This is a genomic window from Dechloromonas aromatica RCB (assembly GCF_000012425.1).
The window spans coordinates 3011937-3027417 of the sequence record NC_007298.1 but is presented as its reverse complement, the minus strand read 5'-3'; the positions used below and the strand labels follow the sequence as shown (position 1 = coordinate 3027417).

The 15481-nt window shown below is 59.2% G+C and carries 16 protein-coding genes; 5 read left to right on the top strand and 11 right to left on the bottom strand.

The window, feature by feature from the left end:
• Nucleotides 1-183 precede the first annotated feature (183 nt).
• Together DARO_RS14445 and DARO_RS14440 are read left to right on the top strand one after the other, a co-directional pair.
• A complete protein-coding gene (locus tag DARO_RS14445) occupies nt 184-519 on the top strand; it encodes a hypothetical protein (RefSeq protein WP_157037224.1) in 336 nt (111 codons plus the stop codon).
• 106 nt (nt 520-625) lie between these two features.
• A complete protein-coding gene (locus DARO_RS14440; protein ID WP_011288546.1) occupies nt 626-1840 on the top strand; it encodes an MFS transporter in 1215 nt (404 codons plus the stop codon).
• Nucleotides 1841-1935: 95 nt separating this feature from the next.
• On the opposite strand, the gene DARO_RS14435 is transcribed toward DARO_RS14440, so the two are convergent.
• From DARO_RS14435 to DARO_RS14410, 6 genes are all read right to left on the bottom strand, one after another.
• Nucleotides 1936-2904, bottom strand: a complete 969-nt coding sequence (locus tag DARO_RS14435) for a hypothetical protein (protein WP_011288545.1) — start codon at nt 2902-2904, stop codon at nt 1936-1938.
• A gap of 68 nt (nt 2905-2972) precedes the next feature.
• Nucleotides 2973-4322, bottom strand: coding sequence for an ATP-binding protein (locus DARO_RS14430; protein ID WP_011288544.1), 1350 nt, complete (start codon nt 4320-4322; stop codon nt 2973-2975).
• Between the two features lie 10 nt (nt 4323-4332).
• Nucleotides 4333-4989 carry a response regulator gene (locus tag DARO_RS14425; protein ID WP_011288543.1) on the bottom strand — a complete coding sequence of 219 codons (657 nt, stop codon included), beginning with the start codon at nt 4987-4989 and terminating at the stop codon, nt 4333-4335.
• 12 nt (nt 4990-5001) lie between these two features.
• A complete protein-coding gene (locus DARO_RS14420) occupies nt 5002-5607 on the bottom strand; it encodes a cytochrome b/b6 domain-containing protein (RefSeq protein WP_011288542.1) in 606 nt (201 codons plus the stop codon).
• A 3-nt stretch (nt 5608-5610) separates the two neighbouring features.
• Nucleotides 5611-6072, bottom strand: coding sequence for a diheme cytochrome c (locus tag DARO_RS14415; protein WP_011288541.1), 462 nt, complete (start codon nt 6070-6072; stop codon nt 5611-5613).
• Between the two features lies 1 nt (nt 6073).
• Nucleotides 6074-6478, bottom strand: coding sequence for a DUF1924 domain-containing protein (locus DARO_RS14410; RefSeq protein WP_011288540.1), 405 nt, complete (start codon nt 6476-6478; stop codon nt 6074-6076).
• Between the two features lie 233 nt (nt 6479-6711).
• Here DARO_RS14410 and DARO_RS21820 point away from each other — a divergent pair, with 233 nt between their 5' ends.
• Nucleotides 6712-9732 (top strand): response regulator, encoded by a 3021-nt coding sequence (locus DARO_RS21820; RefSeq protein ID WP_049758717.1) that lies wholly within the window; start codon nt 6712-6714, stop codon nt 9730-9732.
• Nucleotides 9733-9848: 116 nt separating this feature from the next.
• Here DARO_RS21820 and DARO_RS14400 read toward each other — a convergent pair whose 3' ends face one another.
• Together DARO_RS14400 and gcvA are read right to left on the bottom strand one after the other, a co-directional pair.
• The gene (locus DARO_RS14400; RefSeq protein WP_041224420.1) at nt 9849-10055 is read right to left on the bottom strand and encodes a hypothetical protein; all 207 of its coding nucleotides are present in this window, start codon (nt 10053-10055) and stop codon (nt 9849-9851) included.
• A gap of 167 nt (nt 10056-10222) precedes the next feature.
• Nucleotides 10223-11170 carry a transcriptional regulator GcvA gene (gene gcvA / locus DARO_RS14395; protein WP_011288537.1) on the bottom strand — a complete coding sequence of 316 codons (948 nt, stop codon included), beginning with the start codon at nt 11168-11170 and terminating at the stop codon, nt 10223-10225.
• Between the two features lie 128 nt (nt 11171-11298).
• On the opposite strand from gcvA, the gene DARO_RS14390 reads away from it, so the two are divergent.
• Nucleotides 11299-11511 (top strand): hypothetical protein, encoded by a 213-nt coding sequence (locus tag DARO_RS14390; RefSeq protein ID WP_011288536.1) that lies wholly within the window; start codon nt 11299-11301, stop codon nt 11509-11511.
• Between the two features lie 215 nt (nt 11512-11726).
• On the top strand, nt 11727-13238 hold the full coding sequence (gene scpC, locus DARO_RS14385; protein ID WP_011288535.1) for a succinyl-CoA:acetate CoA-transferase ScpC: 1512 nt from the start codon (nt 11727-11729) through the stop codon (nt 13236-13238).
• A 159-nt stretch (nt 13239-13397) separates the two neighbouring features.
• Here the strand turns inward: scpC and DARO_RS14380 are convergent, their stop codons facing one another.
• The 3 genes from DARO_RS14380 to DARO_RS14370 all read right to left on the bottom strand — a co-directional run bounded on the left by DARO_RS14380 (nt 13398) and on the right by DARO_RS14370 (nt 15412).
• Nucleotides 13398-14210, bottom strand: coding sequence for a hypothetical protein (locus DARO_RS14380; protein ID WP_011288534.1), 813 nt, complete (start codon nt 14208-14210; stop codon nt 13398-13400).
• 127 nt (nt 14211-14337) lie between these two features.
• The gene (locus DARO_RS14375) at nt 14338-15069 is read right to left on the bottom strand and encodes an RES family NAD+ phosphorylase (RefSeq protein WP_011288533.1); all 732 of its coding nucleotides are present in this window, start codon (nt 15067-15069) and stop codon (nt 14338-14340) included.
• Entirely contained in the window at nt 15029-15412 is a 384-nt protein-coding gene (locus DARO_RS14370; RefSeq protein ID WP_011288532.1) for an MbcA/ParS/Xre antitoxin family protein, read from the bottom strand. The genes DARO_RS14375 and DARO_RS14370 overlap by 41 nt, the downstream gene beginning before the upstream one ends.
• Between the last annotated feature and the right edge of the window lie 69 nt (nt 15413-15481).

Genomic DNA, 15481 nt, shown 5'->3' with positions numbered 1-15481 from the left:
TTAGTGGATTTAATCAGCGCTTCCGTGATGGCGCGAACGCTTCCAGAATCAACAAACGCAATCGATTAAAATGAAACGATTGGCCGCATGAATGATCACAGCCGAACCTCTGGCGTATTTTGCCTGCCGGCGCCATGTGCCTTGACTCCCCATAACCCGCACGCTATTTGTAGAACTTGCTTGATGGAACAGACTCTTCCCGAAGATCATCCCGACATGATCAGGATCGTGCAAGCCGCACACCACGATGTCGTACCGAAGCCGCCCAAGGGGCAGGCAAATTCCCTGGCCAACGCGCTTGCTTCGGCTTTGGGGAGTGCACCGGGCAGTGGAGAAGATCTGGAAAATATCGAGTTCCTGGTCCATGTCCTGTCGGTCAATCGCGCCTCCGGGGCGATCGCTGACGATACCTTCGAGCAGTTGCTTCAAGTCATCAAGACGAAGGATGGGCGGGCCGGTCTGGCGAGTCGATTCGCCGATGAGCTTGAGGTGGAACACGGATACGAAGACGAAGATTGACACATGCGTTCGCTGTCTGGCGTATTGGCGTGGATAAGTCGGTTTTAAGGTCTAAATGCCTTCTTTGCGGTTTTGATCGGATATTCAGCGGTGTAAGGCGCGAACCATGAGCAAACCGAGGCTTGGCGAACTCTTCGCTTATCGGCAGTTCATATTTTTCTGGCTGGCCCGCTTGTCCGCCATGCTGGCCCAGCAAATGTTGATGGTGGCGGTTGCCTGGCAGATGTATGACATCACCGGCAGCGCCTGGGATCTGGGTCTGGTTGGCCTGTTCCAATTCGTGCCGGCGCTACTGCTAACCCTGCCGGCAGGCCATCTCGTCGATAGATTGCGGCGGAGTTGGATATTCTCCGGGTGTGTGCTTGCTCAGGGGGGCGTGGCCCTGCTGCTGCTTCTGGCGACAGAAAATGGCTTCATCTCACGCGAACTGATACTGGGTCTGTCTATCCTGCTCGGGGCCTGTCGTGCCTTCCAGATGCCAGCGCAGCAGGCTTTGGTGCCAATGCTGGTGCCTGCTGCACTGCTCGAACGGGCGGTCACACTATCGACGACCGGCATGCAAGTCGCCGTCATTTGTGGCCCGGCACTGGGTGGCGTGATTTATGTGGCCGGCGCGCAGATGGTCCATGGCACCTGCGCTGGATTGATGCTCCTTGCCTTTGCGTTGATGCAGGGGGTACATGACCAATATCAACCTTCCCAGGAGACCACGACGCTAAGCAGCGTTCTGGCTGGCGTTCATTTCGTCTGGACCAAAAAACTGTTGTTAGGCGCCATTTCGCTTGATCTGTTTGCGGTGCTGCTCGGTGGTGCCACTGCGCTGTTGCCGATCTACGCCCGCGATATTTTGCACACCGGGCCTCAGGGCTTGGGGTTGTTGCGCGCAGCGCCCGCCGCCGGCGCACTGCTGATGTCAATCATGATGCTGCGTTGGCCCATTCGACGTAAGGTCGGGCCATGGCTGATGGGCTCAGTCGCGGCATTTGGGCTGGCGACCGTTGTGTTCGGCCTGTCGGAGCATTTTGGCCTATCGCTGATCGCCCTCGCGATCACTGGCGCTTTTGACAACATCAGCGTGGTCATGCGGCAGACGCTGGTTCAACTCGAAACCCCGAATGAAATTCGTGGCCGCGTCTCGGCGGTGAACTCCATATTCATCGGAGCCTCCAATCAGCTGGGCGAATTTGAATCCGGTGCGACGGCCGCGCTGCTGGGGCCAGTGGGGTCGGTGGTGATGGGCGGGGTCGGCACCTTGTTTGTGGCGCTTGCCTGGACTCGCTTGTTTCCCGGCTTGGCAAGGCGCGATCGAATGCTTGGCTAGCCATCGATTCGATAAGCTGCCAAGACCGGCTGCGTTTTCAGAGGCCCGTGGTCGTTATGCGCGACTGGCGCAGTGCTTGATGGCCGCCGAGCGGTTCAGGCCGGCAGGTAGGATGAGGCTAGTGGTGCCCGGCCAGTGGCCAGGTAATTGGCGCAGCGCTCGATATATTCGCGGGTGCTCTTCGGCATCGCGGTACGGGCTCGGGATATGTAGAAAATCAGGTCGCGGCCCTGACGGATCAGTTGCAGGCCATCGTGAAAATTGTAAGTGAAGGGGAGTGTGTTGGCGCCCTGGCTGGCATGCCATTCGATATCGGCCAGACGCTCACCGGCCGTAACCATACGGGCCCAGACATCGAAGATGTCGGTGTCGGTACGCAGTGTTTCTGTTTTGATCTTGGCGGCGGTGGCGAGGTCGAGGACTGGTCCCTCGATTTCAGCAAAGGCCGGGATGCCGCTGAAGGTGTCGATCATTACCCGGGAAATCTTGTCGATGTCGCGCAGAACCTGACCGATCTTGATATAGCGGCTTTCATAGAAATCTTCGAGCGGGATCGAGAAGGCGCGGAACGGTTCGCCCCACAACTCGTCGATACCTTCCTCGCCGCTACGGTGCAGCACGCAGCGACCGAGTTCCATTGCGTCGAGCAGGCATTTGCCGCATTCGCGCATCAGCGGGTTGTCACTGAGAATTTCGATACCACAGGCCTGCAGTTCGACCAGTTTGCGAAAAATGTCGGCCGCCCGGTTGAACAGCGCGCCGGCCAGCATGGCGCCCTTGACGCGCCGGCGGGCCGGGTCGGTCTCTTTCTCGTAACTTTCGCGGGCTTCGTTGAGCCGGGTGCCGGGAATGTTCAGGCCGTGCTCGGTGTGGTTGAACAGCCGCCGCGTCAGTGCCTCGATCAGTTTCTTCTTGGCTTCCAGGGTGTCGGCCGGGACCGGATAGGTCTTGATCCAGTAGCCGTCATACATGACTCTTTCCAGGCCGTTGATCATCCGGCGCGTGCCTTCCGGCGGAGTGTCCGTGGCAATGGGGGGGGAAGCCAATGTTTGAGCTATGTTCATGTGGTGTTACGCCGATGCTTGAATCAGGGTCGGCCAGTTGCTGCCGATCGCATGCCGCAATGCTATGGTCATGATGTGGTGCGGCGTGCGGCGAATTGTACTCCTACATCTAGGCCTTTGGTAATAGGCGTAGTGTCTAGACATAAGGTTGCGCCATGTAGTTCCGCAATGCGGGCAACAATGGCTAATCCGAGGCCACTACCTGGCTGGCTACCCTGGTTCAGGCGATGGAAGCGGCGAAGGACCGATTCGCGCTCCTCGACCGGGATGCCTGGGCCACTGTCGCTGACGGAGAGGTCGATCGTGTTGCCGTTGTGACGGATGGCGACGCGGACCTGGCCACCTTCCGGGGTATAGCGAACGGCGTTATCGACCAGATTGCGGATAAGCACTCGTAGCCACTCCGCTTGTCCGGTAACTAGCGCCTCAGGGGGGGCTTCGAGGTCGAAGTCAAGATTCTTGGCCAGAATCTGCGGGCCGAGATCGGCGCAGACGGATTCGGCCAGTGTGGCCAGATCGACCGCCTGCGGGTCGGGCAGGCTGGATTCCGGGTCGAGCCGGGCCAGTTGCAGCATCTGGTCGACGAGGTGGACGGCGCGGGTCAGGCCGCTCTGCAACTGGCTCAGTGAGCGGTTGCGCTCATCCTCGTCGCGGGCCCGCTGGGCAACCTGTAACTGGGCATGCAGGGCAGCGAGCGGGGTGCGCAATTCGTGGGCGGCGTCGGCCGTGAAGCGGCGTTCGGATTCCAAAGTGTGCTCGACGCGCTGGAACAGGCCGTTCAGGGATTCGAGCAGGGTGCGGATTTCTTCCGGCGCAGCGGTGGGATGCACTGGTTGCAATTGCTGGGGATCGCGGCTGGCGATCTGGCGGGCAATACCATCCAGCGAGGCAAAGCCGTGCCGGGTAGCGAGCCAGACCCAGAGTCCGATCAGCGGCAGCCCGAACAGGGCCGGAAAAAGCAGGCGCCAGGCGATGTGGCCAATCAATTCGTCGCGGATATGGTGGTTTTCGCTGACTTGCACCTGCAGGCTGTGATCCTCGTTCCACTGGCTGAAGTGGCGCCAGTGGCCTTCCTCGCCGCGAGTTTCAGAAAAGCCGATGGCGGTGGTCAATGGCGTTTGCGGGGCATTGTTGGAACGCATCAGCAATTTGCCGTCGGCGCGCCATATCTGGCAACGCAGGCGACGCTGGTACTTGTGGGCGGCGTCGCCAAGATCCGAGATGTCATCACCTTCGTCGTGCCCGGCCAGGGCGAGCAATGTCTGCGCTGCCTGGGCCAGTTGGGCGTCGAACAGTTCATCGACTTCGTGATGAGCATCGATGTAGCTGAATACCATGGTCACCAGCCAGGCCGCAGCGACTCCGCCAAGTAACAGACCGAGCAGGCGGCGGCGCAGCGAGAACCAGACGGTGGTCACCAGGTTTTGCTCACTTGGGAATGGTGTAGCCGACCCCGCGCAGGGTGCGGATCAATTCGCTGCCCAGCTTCTTGCGCAGGTGGTGGATGTGTACTTCGAGGGCGTTGCTGTCGGGTTCGTCGTGCCAGCCATAGAGCGATTGTTCGAGCTGGGTGCGAGTCAGCACACGGCCAGCACTTTCCAGAAGCATCTGCAACAGCGAGAACTCGCGGCTGGACAGTTCGATTTCCTGCCCGGCCAGGGTGACGCGGTGGGCGGCAAGGTCGATACTCAGCTCGCCATGGGTCAATAGCGGGGCAGCACGGCCGGCGCTGCGCCGGGTCAGGGCGCGGATGCGGGCGGTCAACTCGTCGAGGTCGATCGGTTTGACGAGGTAGTCGTCAGCCCCGGCATCCAGTCCGGAAACCTTGTCGCCGGTAGCGTCGCGGGCGGTCAGAATCAGGATGGGCATGTCCTGACCGCGGCCCCGGGCGCGATTCAGCACTTCCATGCCGGAAAGACGCGGCAGACCGAGATCGAGCACGACGAAGTCGAAGCTCTCACTCTGCAGTGCCTGGTCAGCTGAATTGCCGTCGCGCAGCCAATCGACGGCAAAACCGGCCTGACGCAAGCCGACGGTCAAGCCGTCGCCCAGTTCAGGATCATCTTCGACAAGCAGAATGCGCATGACCGGATTCTATCAGCTAGCCAGCCACCAGCCGGCGGCAGCGACCCAGACAAGCAGAAGGATGGCGGCCAGCGGCATGGCTGACGGGATGGCGTCTTCCAGAGAGCCCTGCTTGTAGCCGGTAATCATGGCGCGGATCAGGTTTTCGCCATGTAGCAGGCTACCGGAGATGACGCCGGCGACGTGGACGATGACCACGGTCAGCATGGTTACCGCCAGCCCTTCATGCAGATCCTCCAGCCATTCGCCGCCGATTTCGTTGTACGTCGCCCAGCCGACGAGGCCAGTTGTGATACCGAGAGCGAGCAACAGCAGGATGGCCCAGCCGCCGGCCGGGTTGTGCCCGGTTTGATGTGCCGGTTGCAGTTTAAGCAGGCTGTGCAGATAGTCGATAACGGAGCTCGGGCCGCGTACAAAGTCGACGAAGCGAGCATAACGCGAGCCGATGAAGCCCCAGGGAATACGAAATAGTGCAACGGCGACGACGACGCTGCCGGAGATCACATGGACCAGCCGGAAGGTTTCGCTTTCCGAGGTCAACCAGGCGAGGATGAAACCGCCGACCATCAGCCAATGGCCGAGGCGAACCGGCCAGTCCCAGACGAGGATTTTTTGCATGGTTTACTCCCGAAGTTCCGGAATGGCGATGTCGTGTTCGCCGTAATTTCCACTGGCCGCGCCGCGATGACAGGCTTCACAGTTGGCCGCCGATTTGACCCGCGGGTCGCGCCAGAACTTGGCCGGAACCTCGCGGTGCTTGCGTACGAAACGCTGGGTCTGGGTGATGCGCGGCGGATTGCCGGCGCTACCCAGGCGGCTGACCTCGCCGGCATTGCGCGTCAGGAAATTGGTGATTTCCAGGTTGGTTTTGCTATCGACCGCCGCATCGCTGCCGAAGTGGTCTTTCAGGCCGGCCATCAGCTTTCGCCAGTCATCGGCGGCGAGCAATGCCGGCTGGTAGGCAATGTGGCAGCTGCTGCATTCCGACTTGAAGCTGGCCGGAGCGTTGCCGGGCATCGGCAGGCGGTCGGCCAGGGCCGGGAACGAGCAGGCCAGCAGGGTGATCAGGATGATCTTCTTCATTTCAGCGTACCTCACTCATGTAAGTGACGAAATCAGCTTTTTCGGCTGGCGTACAGGCGCGACCGACCACTTCCTTGCAGTTGCGGCCAAACCACTTTTCCACCTTGGCCGGGTCGCTGAAGCGCTCAGGATTGGCGGCGACCGCCAGCGGCCGGACGCTCTTGCCGGTCACGGCATGCTGGCCGGCCTGCAATGGATTGTCGGTGTGGCAGCTGGTGCAGCCTGGCATCTTGTCGTTGATGGCAAAGCGCTGGCGGAACAGGGCTTCACCACGTTTGGCGGAAGGCGCGAAGCCGGATTGCTGGCTGAGTGCTTCGGTGACATAAGTCTGGCGAACCTGTTGCGGGGTTTCGGCGTGGCACGTCAGGCTGGCGAGCAGCAGGGCTGCGGCAGTCATTGCTTTCATTGTTGTGCTCCTTGGGGTGTCCATGACGAAGCAGTATAGGGAGCGAGTCTTAAAGGCAGCTTAGGTGAAACTTAAGCGGACATTAAGCAGAAGTCACAGATAGATGCCCATTGCGTGGAGCTTGGAACTATACTTTTCCAATATTTATAAGAGTTATTAATACCGGACAGCGAAAGACTGGCGTGACGTTCGATAACAAATACCCTGCGTTTTCAAGCAGACTTCTGCTGACCGTGGTGCTTTTTCTGGCGCTGCTCATTGCCTTTGGCGCCTACGTCAGAGCCGAAAAGGAAATCGATCGCGCCAACGAATTACGCCATCAATCCTTACAGCTGGCGGCCGAATTAAGGCAGTCGTCGGATGATCTGACCCGGATGGCGCGCACGTACGTGGCGACTGGCCAGCCGGTTTACAAGAAGTATTACCAGGACATCCTCGATATTCGCGATGGCAGGAAGGCCCGCCCGGAAGGGTATCGCGGAGTCTATTGGGATCTGGTGCTGGGCGGACAACGTCAGCCCCCGGCCGACAGCGGGAAGGGCGTCGAACTGCTGGCCTTGATGCGCCAGGCCCAATTTTCTGACGACGAATTTCAGAAGCTTGCGGCAGCCAAGGCTCATTCAGATCGGCTGGCCACCATAGAACTTGAGGCGATGCGCTTGTACGAAGCAGATTCGCCCGACCACCAGGCCAATCAGGAGAAGGCCCGCCTGGTGATGCACGACGATGCCTATCATCGGAGCAAGATGGAAATCATGCAGCCGATTGGTCAGGTCTATGAGCTGGCTGACCAACGTACAGCGCAGGCCGTACGGGCTTCCGAAGAGAATGCTTTTTTCTTGCGCAGCTTGTTCATGGCCTTTGGTCTGGCAGCGATTTTCATGCTCTGGCGGACCTACATGGCACTGCGCAAAACCCTGGGGGGGTCGGCTGACGATGTGCGCTCATTGATTGTCCGCCTGGGGCAGGGCGATTTTTCGATGGATACCGCTCCTGAGGCCGGTACGGAAAACTCCGTGATTGGCTGGTTGAAGGAGACCTCCAGAAAACTGAACGACATGGCGGCGACAACCCAGCAGTCGGAGCAGCAGCTGGCGCAGCGGACGCGCGAGTTAATGCTGAACAACCGGATCTTGAAGCGAATTTCTCAAGGCGGCAGCCTGACCGAGACTCTGGAAAATCTGGCTCGCGATGTCGAAAGCCTGCATCCGGGCATGCTCTGCTCGATCCTGCTGCTTGATGAGGACGGTCTGCACCTGCGCCACGGCGCTGCGCCCAGTCTGGCGGACTTCTATTGCCAGGCGATTGATGGTGTGGCCATCGGCGAAGGGGTTGGCTCATGCGGCACCGCAGCTTTCATCGGCGAACGTGTCATTGTCGAAGACATCCAGCGACATGAATACTGGAGGGACTATGTCGAACTGGCCCGACGGGCCGATCTGGGATCCTGCTGGTCACAGCCATTCAAAAATCGGGAAGGGCGTGTCCTCGGGACGTTTGCCATTTACCACCGACAGCCCACCCAGCCCTCTGCGGCGGAAATCGCCCTGATTGAAGATTACGCCAGCCTGGCCGAGCTGGCTGTCGAGAGCGCCCAGACAGAATCCGCACTGGAAAAAAGTCGGGAGCTTTACCGTTTGATCGTCGATAACAGCAACGACGTGATCTGGCTAATGGCGTTACCGGCCATGAAATTTACCTATGTCAGCCCCTCTGTTCTGCGCATGCGGGGCTGGACGGCCGAAGAAATCATGGCCCAGCCGCTTGAAGCGGCCTCTACACCGGAGTCGACACTGCTCATCAAGGCACAGCTCAAGAAAAATCTTGAACTGCTGAGAGCGGGCGACATGCGCGGTAGATTCGCCACCACCGAAGTGGATCAGCCCTGCAAGGACGGCCGGATAATCCATACCGAGGTGGTCACCACGCTGTTGCTCGATGAAAGCGGCCAACCCTCTCAGATTCTCGGTGTCACGCGAGATGTGACCGAGCGTAAACGCGCTGAGGCGGAACTTGAACAATACCGTCATCATCTGGAAAAAATGGTTGAAGATCGCACGGCAGCGCTGTCCGACGCCAAGGAGGCGGCCGAAGCCGCGAATCGGGCGAAGAGTACTTTCCTGGCCAACATGAGCCATGAATTGCGCACGCCGATGAACGCCATCATGGGCATGACGGATCTGGTTCTAAGGCGATCCACCGACGATCGACAGCGGGAGCAGTTGTCAAAAGTGGTGCAGGCATCCCGCCATTTGATGGCCGTTATCAACGACATTCTCGACCTTTCCAAGATTGAGGCAGAGCGCCTGACGCTGGAAAAGATTCCGTTCCGGCTGACGGAGATTTTCGACAACCTGAAGAACCTGGTCGGCGAGCGGGTGGCTGAAAAGGGGCTGCTGCTGAAAATTTCCAAGGCGCCGGAACTGAGCAATATGGTATTTCGCGGTGATCCGCTACGTTTGGGCCAGATATTGCTCAATCTGACCGGGAATGCCGTGAAATTCACCGCCGAGGGCTCGATTGCCCTGAGCGTCTCGGTTGTCGAAGATCATCCTCACGATGTCGTCTTGCGCTTTGAGGTGTGCGATACCGGCATCGGGATCGCTGCCGTCGATCAGGGGAGATTGTTCACCGCCTTTGAACAGGCGGATGGATCAACGACCAGAGAATATGGCGGTAGCGGTCTGGGCCTGGCGATCAGTCGGCGTTTGGCCAAATTGATGGGCGGCAATATCGGCGTCGAAAGCACGCCGGGCGTCGGCAGCACCTTCTGGTTTACGGCAAGGCTCGACAAGGCCGGGCCGCTGGCCGGCGTGGCTGCCGGGCCATCCCCGGAAATGGCCGAAGCGGCGATCAGGTCTCACCATGCCGGGTCTCGGGTTCTGCTCGTTGAGGACGAGCCGATCAATCAAGAGGTTGCGACCGAAATGTTGAAGGAGATCGGGCTGGTTGTCGATCTGGCCACTGATGGCGAGCAAGCACTCGACATGGTCCAGCGCACCGGCTATGACCTGATACTGATGGACCTGCAGATGCCAAAAATGAACGGGATTGAGGCGACCCAGGCGATTCGCCAACTGCCGGCGGGTGCGGAGGTACCGATCGTGGCCATGACGGCCAACGCCTTTACCGAAGATCGGCAGCGCTGCCTGGATGCAGGAATGAATGACCACATCGGCAAACCGGTGGACCCGGAATTGTTGTTCGAAATCCTGCTCAAGTGGCTGGGTAGGGGACATGGTGACCGGCGCTGAGTGGCGTTCCGCCAGCTGGCTAAGCCGTGCAATAAAAAAGGAGCCTGGGACGCAAGTCCCGGCTCCTGTTCGTGTGAATGGTGAGTCGGATTAAGCGAAAACCGGGTACGGCTGACTCACTGGCCCAGGTGCTGCAAAACGGTATGCAGTCGTTCAGCTGCATAGGCCGCTTCCGGGTCGTTTTCCGTCAATTTCAGAATGTCTGCCCAGCTGATGTAACGATCAAGTCGAGCAAGGGCTTTGGCGCTGACTGAGTCGAGATCGATGCCCAAAACGATAGCATCACCGTTACCGTCAAGCTTGTACTCAAACGAACCTTGCATGTTTCCTTCTCCTGATTGTCGTGGGATAACTGCAGACAGTGTATAGATCAGGCGACGTAATGGAAATGCCGATTTGTCTGTCTGGGCTTGATTCTTCCGGCGTGAACGGAGGTGCCGCTTAATTTGTGCGGCCCGGTTTTGGCTGATCCGGATTCCGCTGGCCAAGTCTACCGGCTTGTCGTTCCGACTTCGGCCATCAACCAGTCACAAAACGCGGCGACCGAAGGGCGTCCGGCAAACACTTTTCGCATGACCAGAAAATAGGCATAGGGCGAGGGGACGCTCAGCTTGAAGGGAATAATCAATCGTCCCGCCGCAACATCGGCCTCGACGAGCGGCAGTAGCGCCAAGGCGACGCCCTGCCCATCCAGTGCCGCCTCGACCGCCAGCACCGCGTTGGAAAAGCGCGGTCCGCGCTCGGCATCAAACCCGCCGACACCCGCCCGGGTCAGCCACTCCAGCCAATTGGGCGGGCGTGGATCGTCATGGATGGTTTCATCGTGAATCAGGACATGGCGAGCCAGATCATCCGGGGTATCCAGTGGTCGCTCCGCAGTCGCCAGGCGGGGTGAGCACACCGGCACCCAGGCCGGGGCAAAAAGTTGCTGAACGTGAAAGCCGGGGTAATCACCGGTGCCGTAGCGAATTGCCAATGAAGTATCGGCTGTCCGTAGATCGTGTGGCTCATCGGTTATCTTCGACTCACCAGGCCGGTCGACTGCATCGTTCTGGCTGGACAGGCGCAATTTGACTTCCGGATGCTCGGCAGCGAAGCGGGGCAGGCGGGGAACCAGCCAGCGCGTCGCGAATGAAGGTGGCGCGATGACCGTCAGTACCCCTTCACCCGGCGGCCGAGTCGTATCCAGTGCGGCGGCCAGACATTCAAAACCCTCGCGCAATTTGGGCAACATCGCCTCGGCCTGTGCCGTCAGCGAAAGCGCCCGGGTCAGGCGATGGAACAAGCTGAATCCGACGTACTCCTCCAGTGCCTTGATCTGCTGGCTGATGGCTGCCGGCGTGACGTGCAACTCTTCCGCCGCTTTCTTGAAGCTGAGATGGCGGCTGGCGGCCTCGAAGGCGCGCAAGGCGGCAAGCGGAGGAAGGCGATAGCTCATTGACGATTAAGTTTTTCTAAACCGCTGGATCATAATTTGTCGTTTGTTTCATCGCAAGCGATTCCCTATCTTTGCCATCCGGCTTATCAACAAGCCATCTCGCAAGTTAGTGAAAGGAAATATCCCAGATGAAACGCTCCCTGCTCGTGGCCGCACTGCTGGCCGTCGCCCTCTCGGCCTGTGCCAAAAAAGAAGAAACCGCCGTGCTGCCGCCGCCGGCAACGCCGCCTAGCCTGCCGGCTGCAGTGCCGCCCGCTCCGACTGACCTCAGCAAACCGGCTGACGCGCCGGCTCCGGCTGCCGAACCGGCTGCTCCTGCCGAATCGAAGCCAGCCAACTGATTTTTGAGCCGAACGCAACGACTTAGTTTTTCTTATTCGTGAAGTAAAAATATCTCGTTCGTTCGGCTTCCGTATTTTCGTTAGATTTGCGCACTGTCTCCTCCAGACCTTCATGCGCTTAGGATCTGGATTTGGCCCGCCACCGTGCGGGCTTTTTTTCGGTCTGGTCGTGGAGACGCACTCTCTTTCAAAACGCTATTCAGGAGCCTTTAGCCATGGGTGGAGCATCCCGCATCCTTAACACCGCTTTGCGCAGCAAGATCATGTCGGCCAGCGAGGCAGCCAGCCTCATTCCCTCGGGGGTCAATGTCGGCATGAGCGGTTTTACCGGTGCCGGTTATCCCAAGGAGGTGCCGACCGAACTGGCCAAGCGCATCATGGATGCCAACCTGCATGGCCGCAAGTTCAAGATCGGCGTGTGGACCGGCGCGTCGACCGCCCCTGAACTGGATGGCGCCCTGGCCATGGTCGATGGCGTCGAAATGCGTCTGCCTTACCAGTCCGATCCGACCTGCCGCAAGCGCATCAACGCCGGTGAGATGGAATACATCGACATCCATCTTTCCCACGTCGCGCAGTTCGTCTGGTTCGGTTTTCTCGGCAAGCTCGATGTCGCCGTGGTCGAAGTCTCCGGCATCCTGGAAGACGGGCGGCTGATTCCGTCGTCGTCCATCGGCAACAACAAGACCTGGCTGGATCAGGCCGACAAGATCATCCTCGAAGTCAATTCGTGGCAGAACCCGCTGCTGGAGGGGATGCACGACATTTACTACGGCACCAACCTGCCGCCCTATCGTCAGCCTATCCCTCTGGTTCGCACCGGCGACCGTATCGGTGAGCCGTATTTGAAGATCGATCCGAACAAGGTCATCGCGGTGGTTGAAACCAACAGCCCGGACCGCAACTCGGCCTTTTCTGCGCCGGACCAGAATTCGCGCAAGATCGCCGGCCACATCCTTGAGTTCCTCGAACATGAGGTCAAGAAGGGGCGCTTGCCCAAAGATCTGCTGCCGCTGCAATCCGGTGTCGGCAACATTGCCAATGCTGTTCTGGCCGGCCTCAACGACGGGCCGTTCGAGAACCTGACCGCCTATACTGAAGTGCTGCAGGACGGCATGCTGGAAATGATCAAGTCCGGCAAGCTCAGCATGGCCTCGGCTACCGCCTTTTCATTGTCGCCGTCGGCACTGACCGAGTTGAATGCCGATCTGGCTCGCTTCAAGGACAGCATCATCCTGCGTCCGCAGGAAATCTCGAACCATCCGGAAGTCATCCGCCGCTTGGGGGTGATCGCCATGAACGGCATGATCGAGGCCGACATCTACGGCAACGTCAATTCGACCCATGTGATGGGCACCCAGATCATGAACGGCATCGGCGGTTCCGGCGACTTTGCCCGCAATGCCTATATTTCGATCTTCATGACACCATCGCAAGCCAAGGGCGGGCAGATTTCCTGCATCGTGCCGATGGCTTCGCACGTTGATCACACCGAACACGACGTTCAGGTGCTGGTCACGGAACAAGGCCTGGCCGACCTGCGCGGCCTGTCACCCAAGCAACGGGCCAAGGTGATTATCGAGAACTGTGCCCATCCGAATTTCAAGCCGTTGCTGATGGATTACTACAAGCGCTCGCTTAACCTGTCACCGGGCAAACAAACGCCCCATCTGCTCGACGAGGCGCTCAGCTGGCACCTGAACTATCTGCGCAAAGGCAGCATGTGAAATAGCCTTGCCGAGATTCCACCACGTCACCCGATGAATGGCGTGGTGGAGTCGAATCTCTGATGAGCGGATTCGATCAGGGGGCGCAGTCATTCAAGAGCGCCCGACTGATCACCCAGCGGTGCTCCACATTGCTTCCGGGCTTGGCTTCAGCAGGACTTATTCCCCGGCACCTTTCTCGAAGAAGGGTAGCAAGGCGACGGCCGCAGCAATTCGTTGATCCGTACTGGCGCTTGGGTCATTCATAACGGCAAGCAAGAAGCTTTTGGGGTTAGCGAAGCCGCTACCAACATTGAGTGCTGCTTCTTTGCCGCTTTGCCGAGACGGGTATGGATCAGCATTTGCTGCCTGGGAACCATGCTCCAAGTCAGTGACCTTGAGGTCAGCGAGCGGCGGCAGGGCGCCTAGTGCCCGCTGAAAATCCTGCGCCTTGATACTCTCTTGCCTGGCTAGCATTCCGGCCTGTTTATCGAGGCTCGGGGGCATTTCCAGCCAGGTTTCTTCGACAAACATGCTTCCCATGCTCGGGTCGATATAGGCCGACCAGCGCTCAGTCTTCTCCAGTCTTGCCGGCACCAAGGGCACAAAGCTAAGTTCCCCCTCGGTGCCCGGACGAAGTTTGAGCTTGTCTGCTTTTATCTCCGCCAAATACTTTCGGCAGAGCCCCGCCATGAAATCCCGGGCCAGTTGCATAGGTACGGGTTCGCTTAGTGAAAACCAGATTTGATAACCCGCTTCACTCGAAACGGAAATGGCCGGTGCCGGCAAATCGAGGTCTTCTTGAACGCCTTGATAAAGTGCGGCAACGTGTTCCCAATTGCCGCCATTTTCGACGCTTACGACGAGACAGCGCACTAATCCCTCGGTCGAGATGAGTTTGATTACTGGCTTGTCAGTATCAGATGCGGGACTTGGCCATTCCTGGCCAGGCAGCAAATAGAGCCGTTTCAGCTCGGATTCCAGCTTATTCATATCCTGCCTTGGTAGTGAGGAATCTCGGACAAAGGGGCCCGGCAAAAACCGTGGTCTGTCCCCTATTGTTCATTGGATGCCCTGATTTGTCTTGTTTCTTCTGCGTGAGCTTATTGGGCTGAGGCGCTCAGGCGAACCGGAACACGTGGCTTTCCGGCATCAGGTCGCGTTGCCAGACCGTCAGGCCGGGCGGTTTCAGCCAGAGCGTCCAGCTGTGCTGGACATTCCGGAAGGCTTCATCGAGGCCCTTGAAGACCTGTGGCGTCAGAATGGCGAGACAGGTGCCTTCGGGGTGGCGAACAGATTGGTAGCGGATCAGTTCGATCCCTGCCTGGCGAGCGGTGCCGGCAATTTTTTGGGTGGCCGTGTAGTCGGCCGGATCGGTCCAACTGGCGCGGTCAGCGGCCAGGGGGAGCTGGGTGAGGTCGAGGGCGTGCTCGGTGGTGCCGTGGAATTCGAACAGCGTAATCGGAATCGAGGTTTCACGGCCGGCCAGGCCTTCGCTGTCCAGCCAGAAATGCAGGCGCCAGTAGCCGCATTCGGCGCAGGCGGTTTTCTCGTCGTCGGCCCCATAGAACACGCCGGGATCGGTCCGCGCTCGAAAGCGCGAGCCGGCGGGCGGTTTTGGCCAGTAGCGGAAGGGGGTCGCGAGCAGCCAGTGCAGGCCATCGGCTTCGCGGGGAAGTGCCGGCTTCGCTTCTTCGAGAATGTCTTCGAGCAGGGATTGATCGCCGAGGTCGCCGTGGACCAGCGTCATCGTCGCCACCCGGTGCTGCGCTTCGACCGCCCGCCAGCCCTTGCCGAGCCAGGGCCGGGCTTCAGACGCGAGCGCGGTGGGCGTCCAGGTATTCACAGACATGCAGCAGACCGTCGACACGCTTGACCACCTCCAGCGGGTGGCGGTTGTCGAAAGCCTGGTTGCCGGATTTCAGCCAGCTACGGGCCAGTTCGTCGTTGCCACCGACCAGCGAGGAGACCGATCGGTAGAGACGGATGAAATGCGCCGAAAGCTCCCAGGTCTTGCTGCCTTCGGGAATGAAGTATTTGCCGTTGAGCAGGCGTGAGGCCGAGGGCTGGCTGGTGCCGATAATGGCATTCAGATCGGTGGAGCCAAGGCCTAGCCGTCTGGCGGCTTCAACCACGGCCGTCGACAGGACGCGGGAGCGGTCGGAGAGCGGATTGGGTTTCAGGGCGATGGACATGGTAGTCTCCAGAGGCTTTTTTCTATTCTATAGAATAAATTGAAATAAATTCAATTTTCAGAATAAAAA

Coding starts and splice junctions, on each gene's coding strand:
- DARO_RS14445 (WP_157037224.1), top strand. CDS start 184: ATGGAACAGACTCTTCCCGAAGATCATCCCGACATGATCAGGATCGTG.
- DARO_RS14440 (WP_011288546.1), top strand. CDS start 626: ATGAGCAAACCGAGGCTTGGCGAACTCTTCGCTTATCGGCAGTTCATA.
- DARO_RS14435 (WP_011288545.1), bottom strand. CDS start 2,904: ATGAACATAGCTCAAACATTGGCTTCCCCCCCCATTGCCACGGACACT.
- DARO_RS14425 (WP_011288543.1), bottom strand. CDS start 4,989: ATGCGCATTCTGCTTGTCGAAGATGATCCTGAACTGGGCGACGGCTTG.
- DARO_RS14420 (WP_011288542.1), bottom strand. CDS start 5,607: ATGCAAAAAATCCTCGTCTGGGACTGGCCGGTTCGCCTCGGCCATTGG.
- DARO_RS14415 (WP_011288541.1), bottom strand. CDS start 6,072: ATGAAGAAGATCATCCTGATCACCCTGCTGGCCTGCTCGTTCCCGGCC.
- DARO_RS14410 (WP_011288540.1), bottom strand. CDS start 6,478: ATGAAAGCAATGACTGCCGCAGCCCTGCTGCTCGCCAGCCTGACGTGC.
- DARO_RS14400 (WP_041224420.1), bottom strand. CDS start 10,055: ATGCAAGGTTCGTTTGAGTACAAGCTTGACGGTAACGGTGATGCTATC.
- gcvA (WP_011288537.1), bottom strand. CDS start 11,170: ATGAGCTATCGCCTTCCTCCGCTTGCCGCCTTGCGCGCCTTCGAGGCC.
- DARO_RS14390 (WP_011288536.1), top strand. CDS start 11,299: ATGAAACGCTCCCTGCTCGTGGCCGCACTGCTGGCCGTCGCCCTCTCG.
- scpC (WP_011288535.1), top strand. CDS start 11,727: ATGGGTGGAGCATCCCGCATCCTTAACACCGCTTTGCGCAGCAAGATC.
- DARO_RS14380 (WP_011288534.1), bottom strand. CDS start 14,210: ATGAATAAGCTGGAATCCGAGCTGAAACGGCTCTATTTGCTGCCTGGC.
- DARO_RS14375 (WP_011288533.1), bottom strand. CDS start 15,069: ATGTCTGTGAATACCTGGACGCCCACCGCGCTCGCGTCTGAAGCCCGG.
- DARO_RS14370 (WP_011288532.1), bottom strand. CDS start 15,412: ATGTCCATCGCCCTGAAACCCAATCCGCTCTCCGACCGCTCCCGCGTC.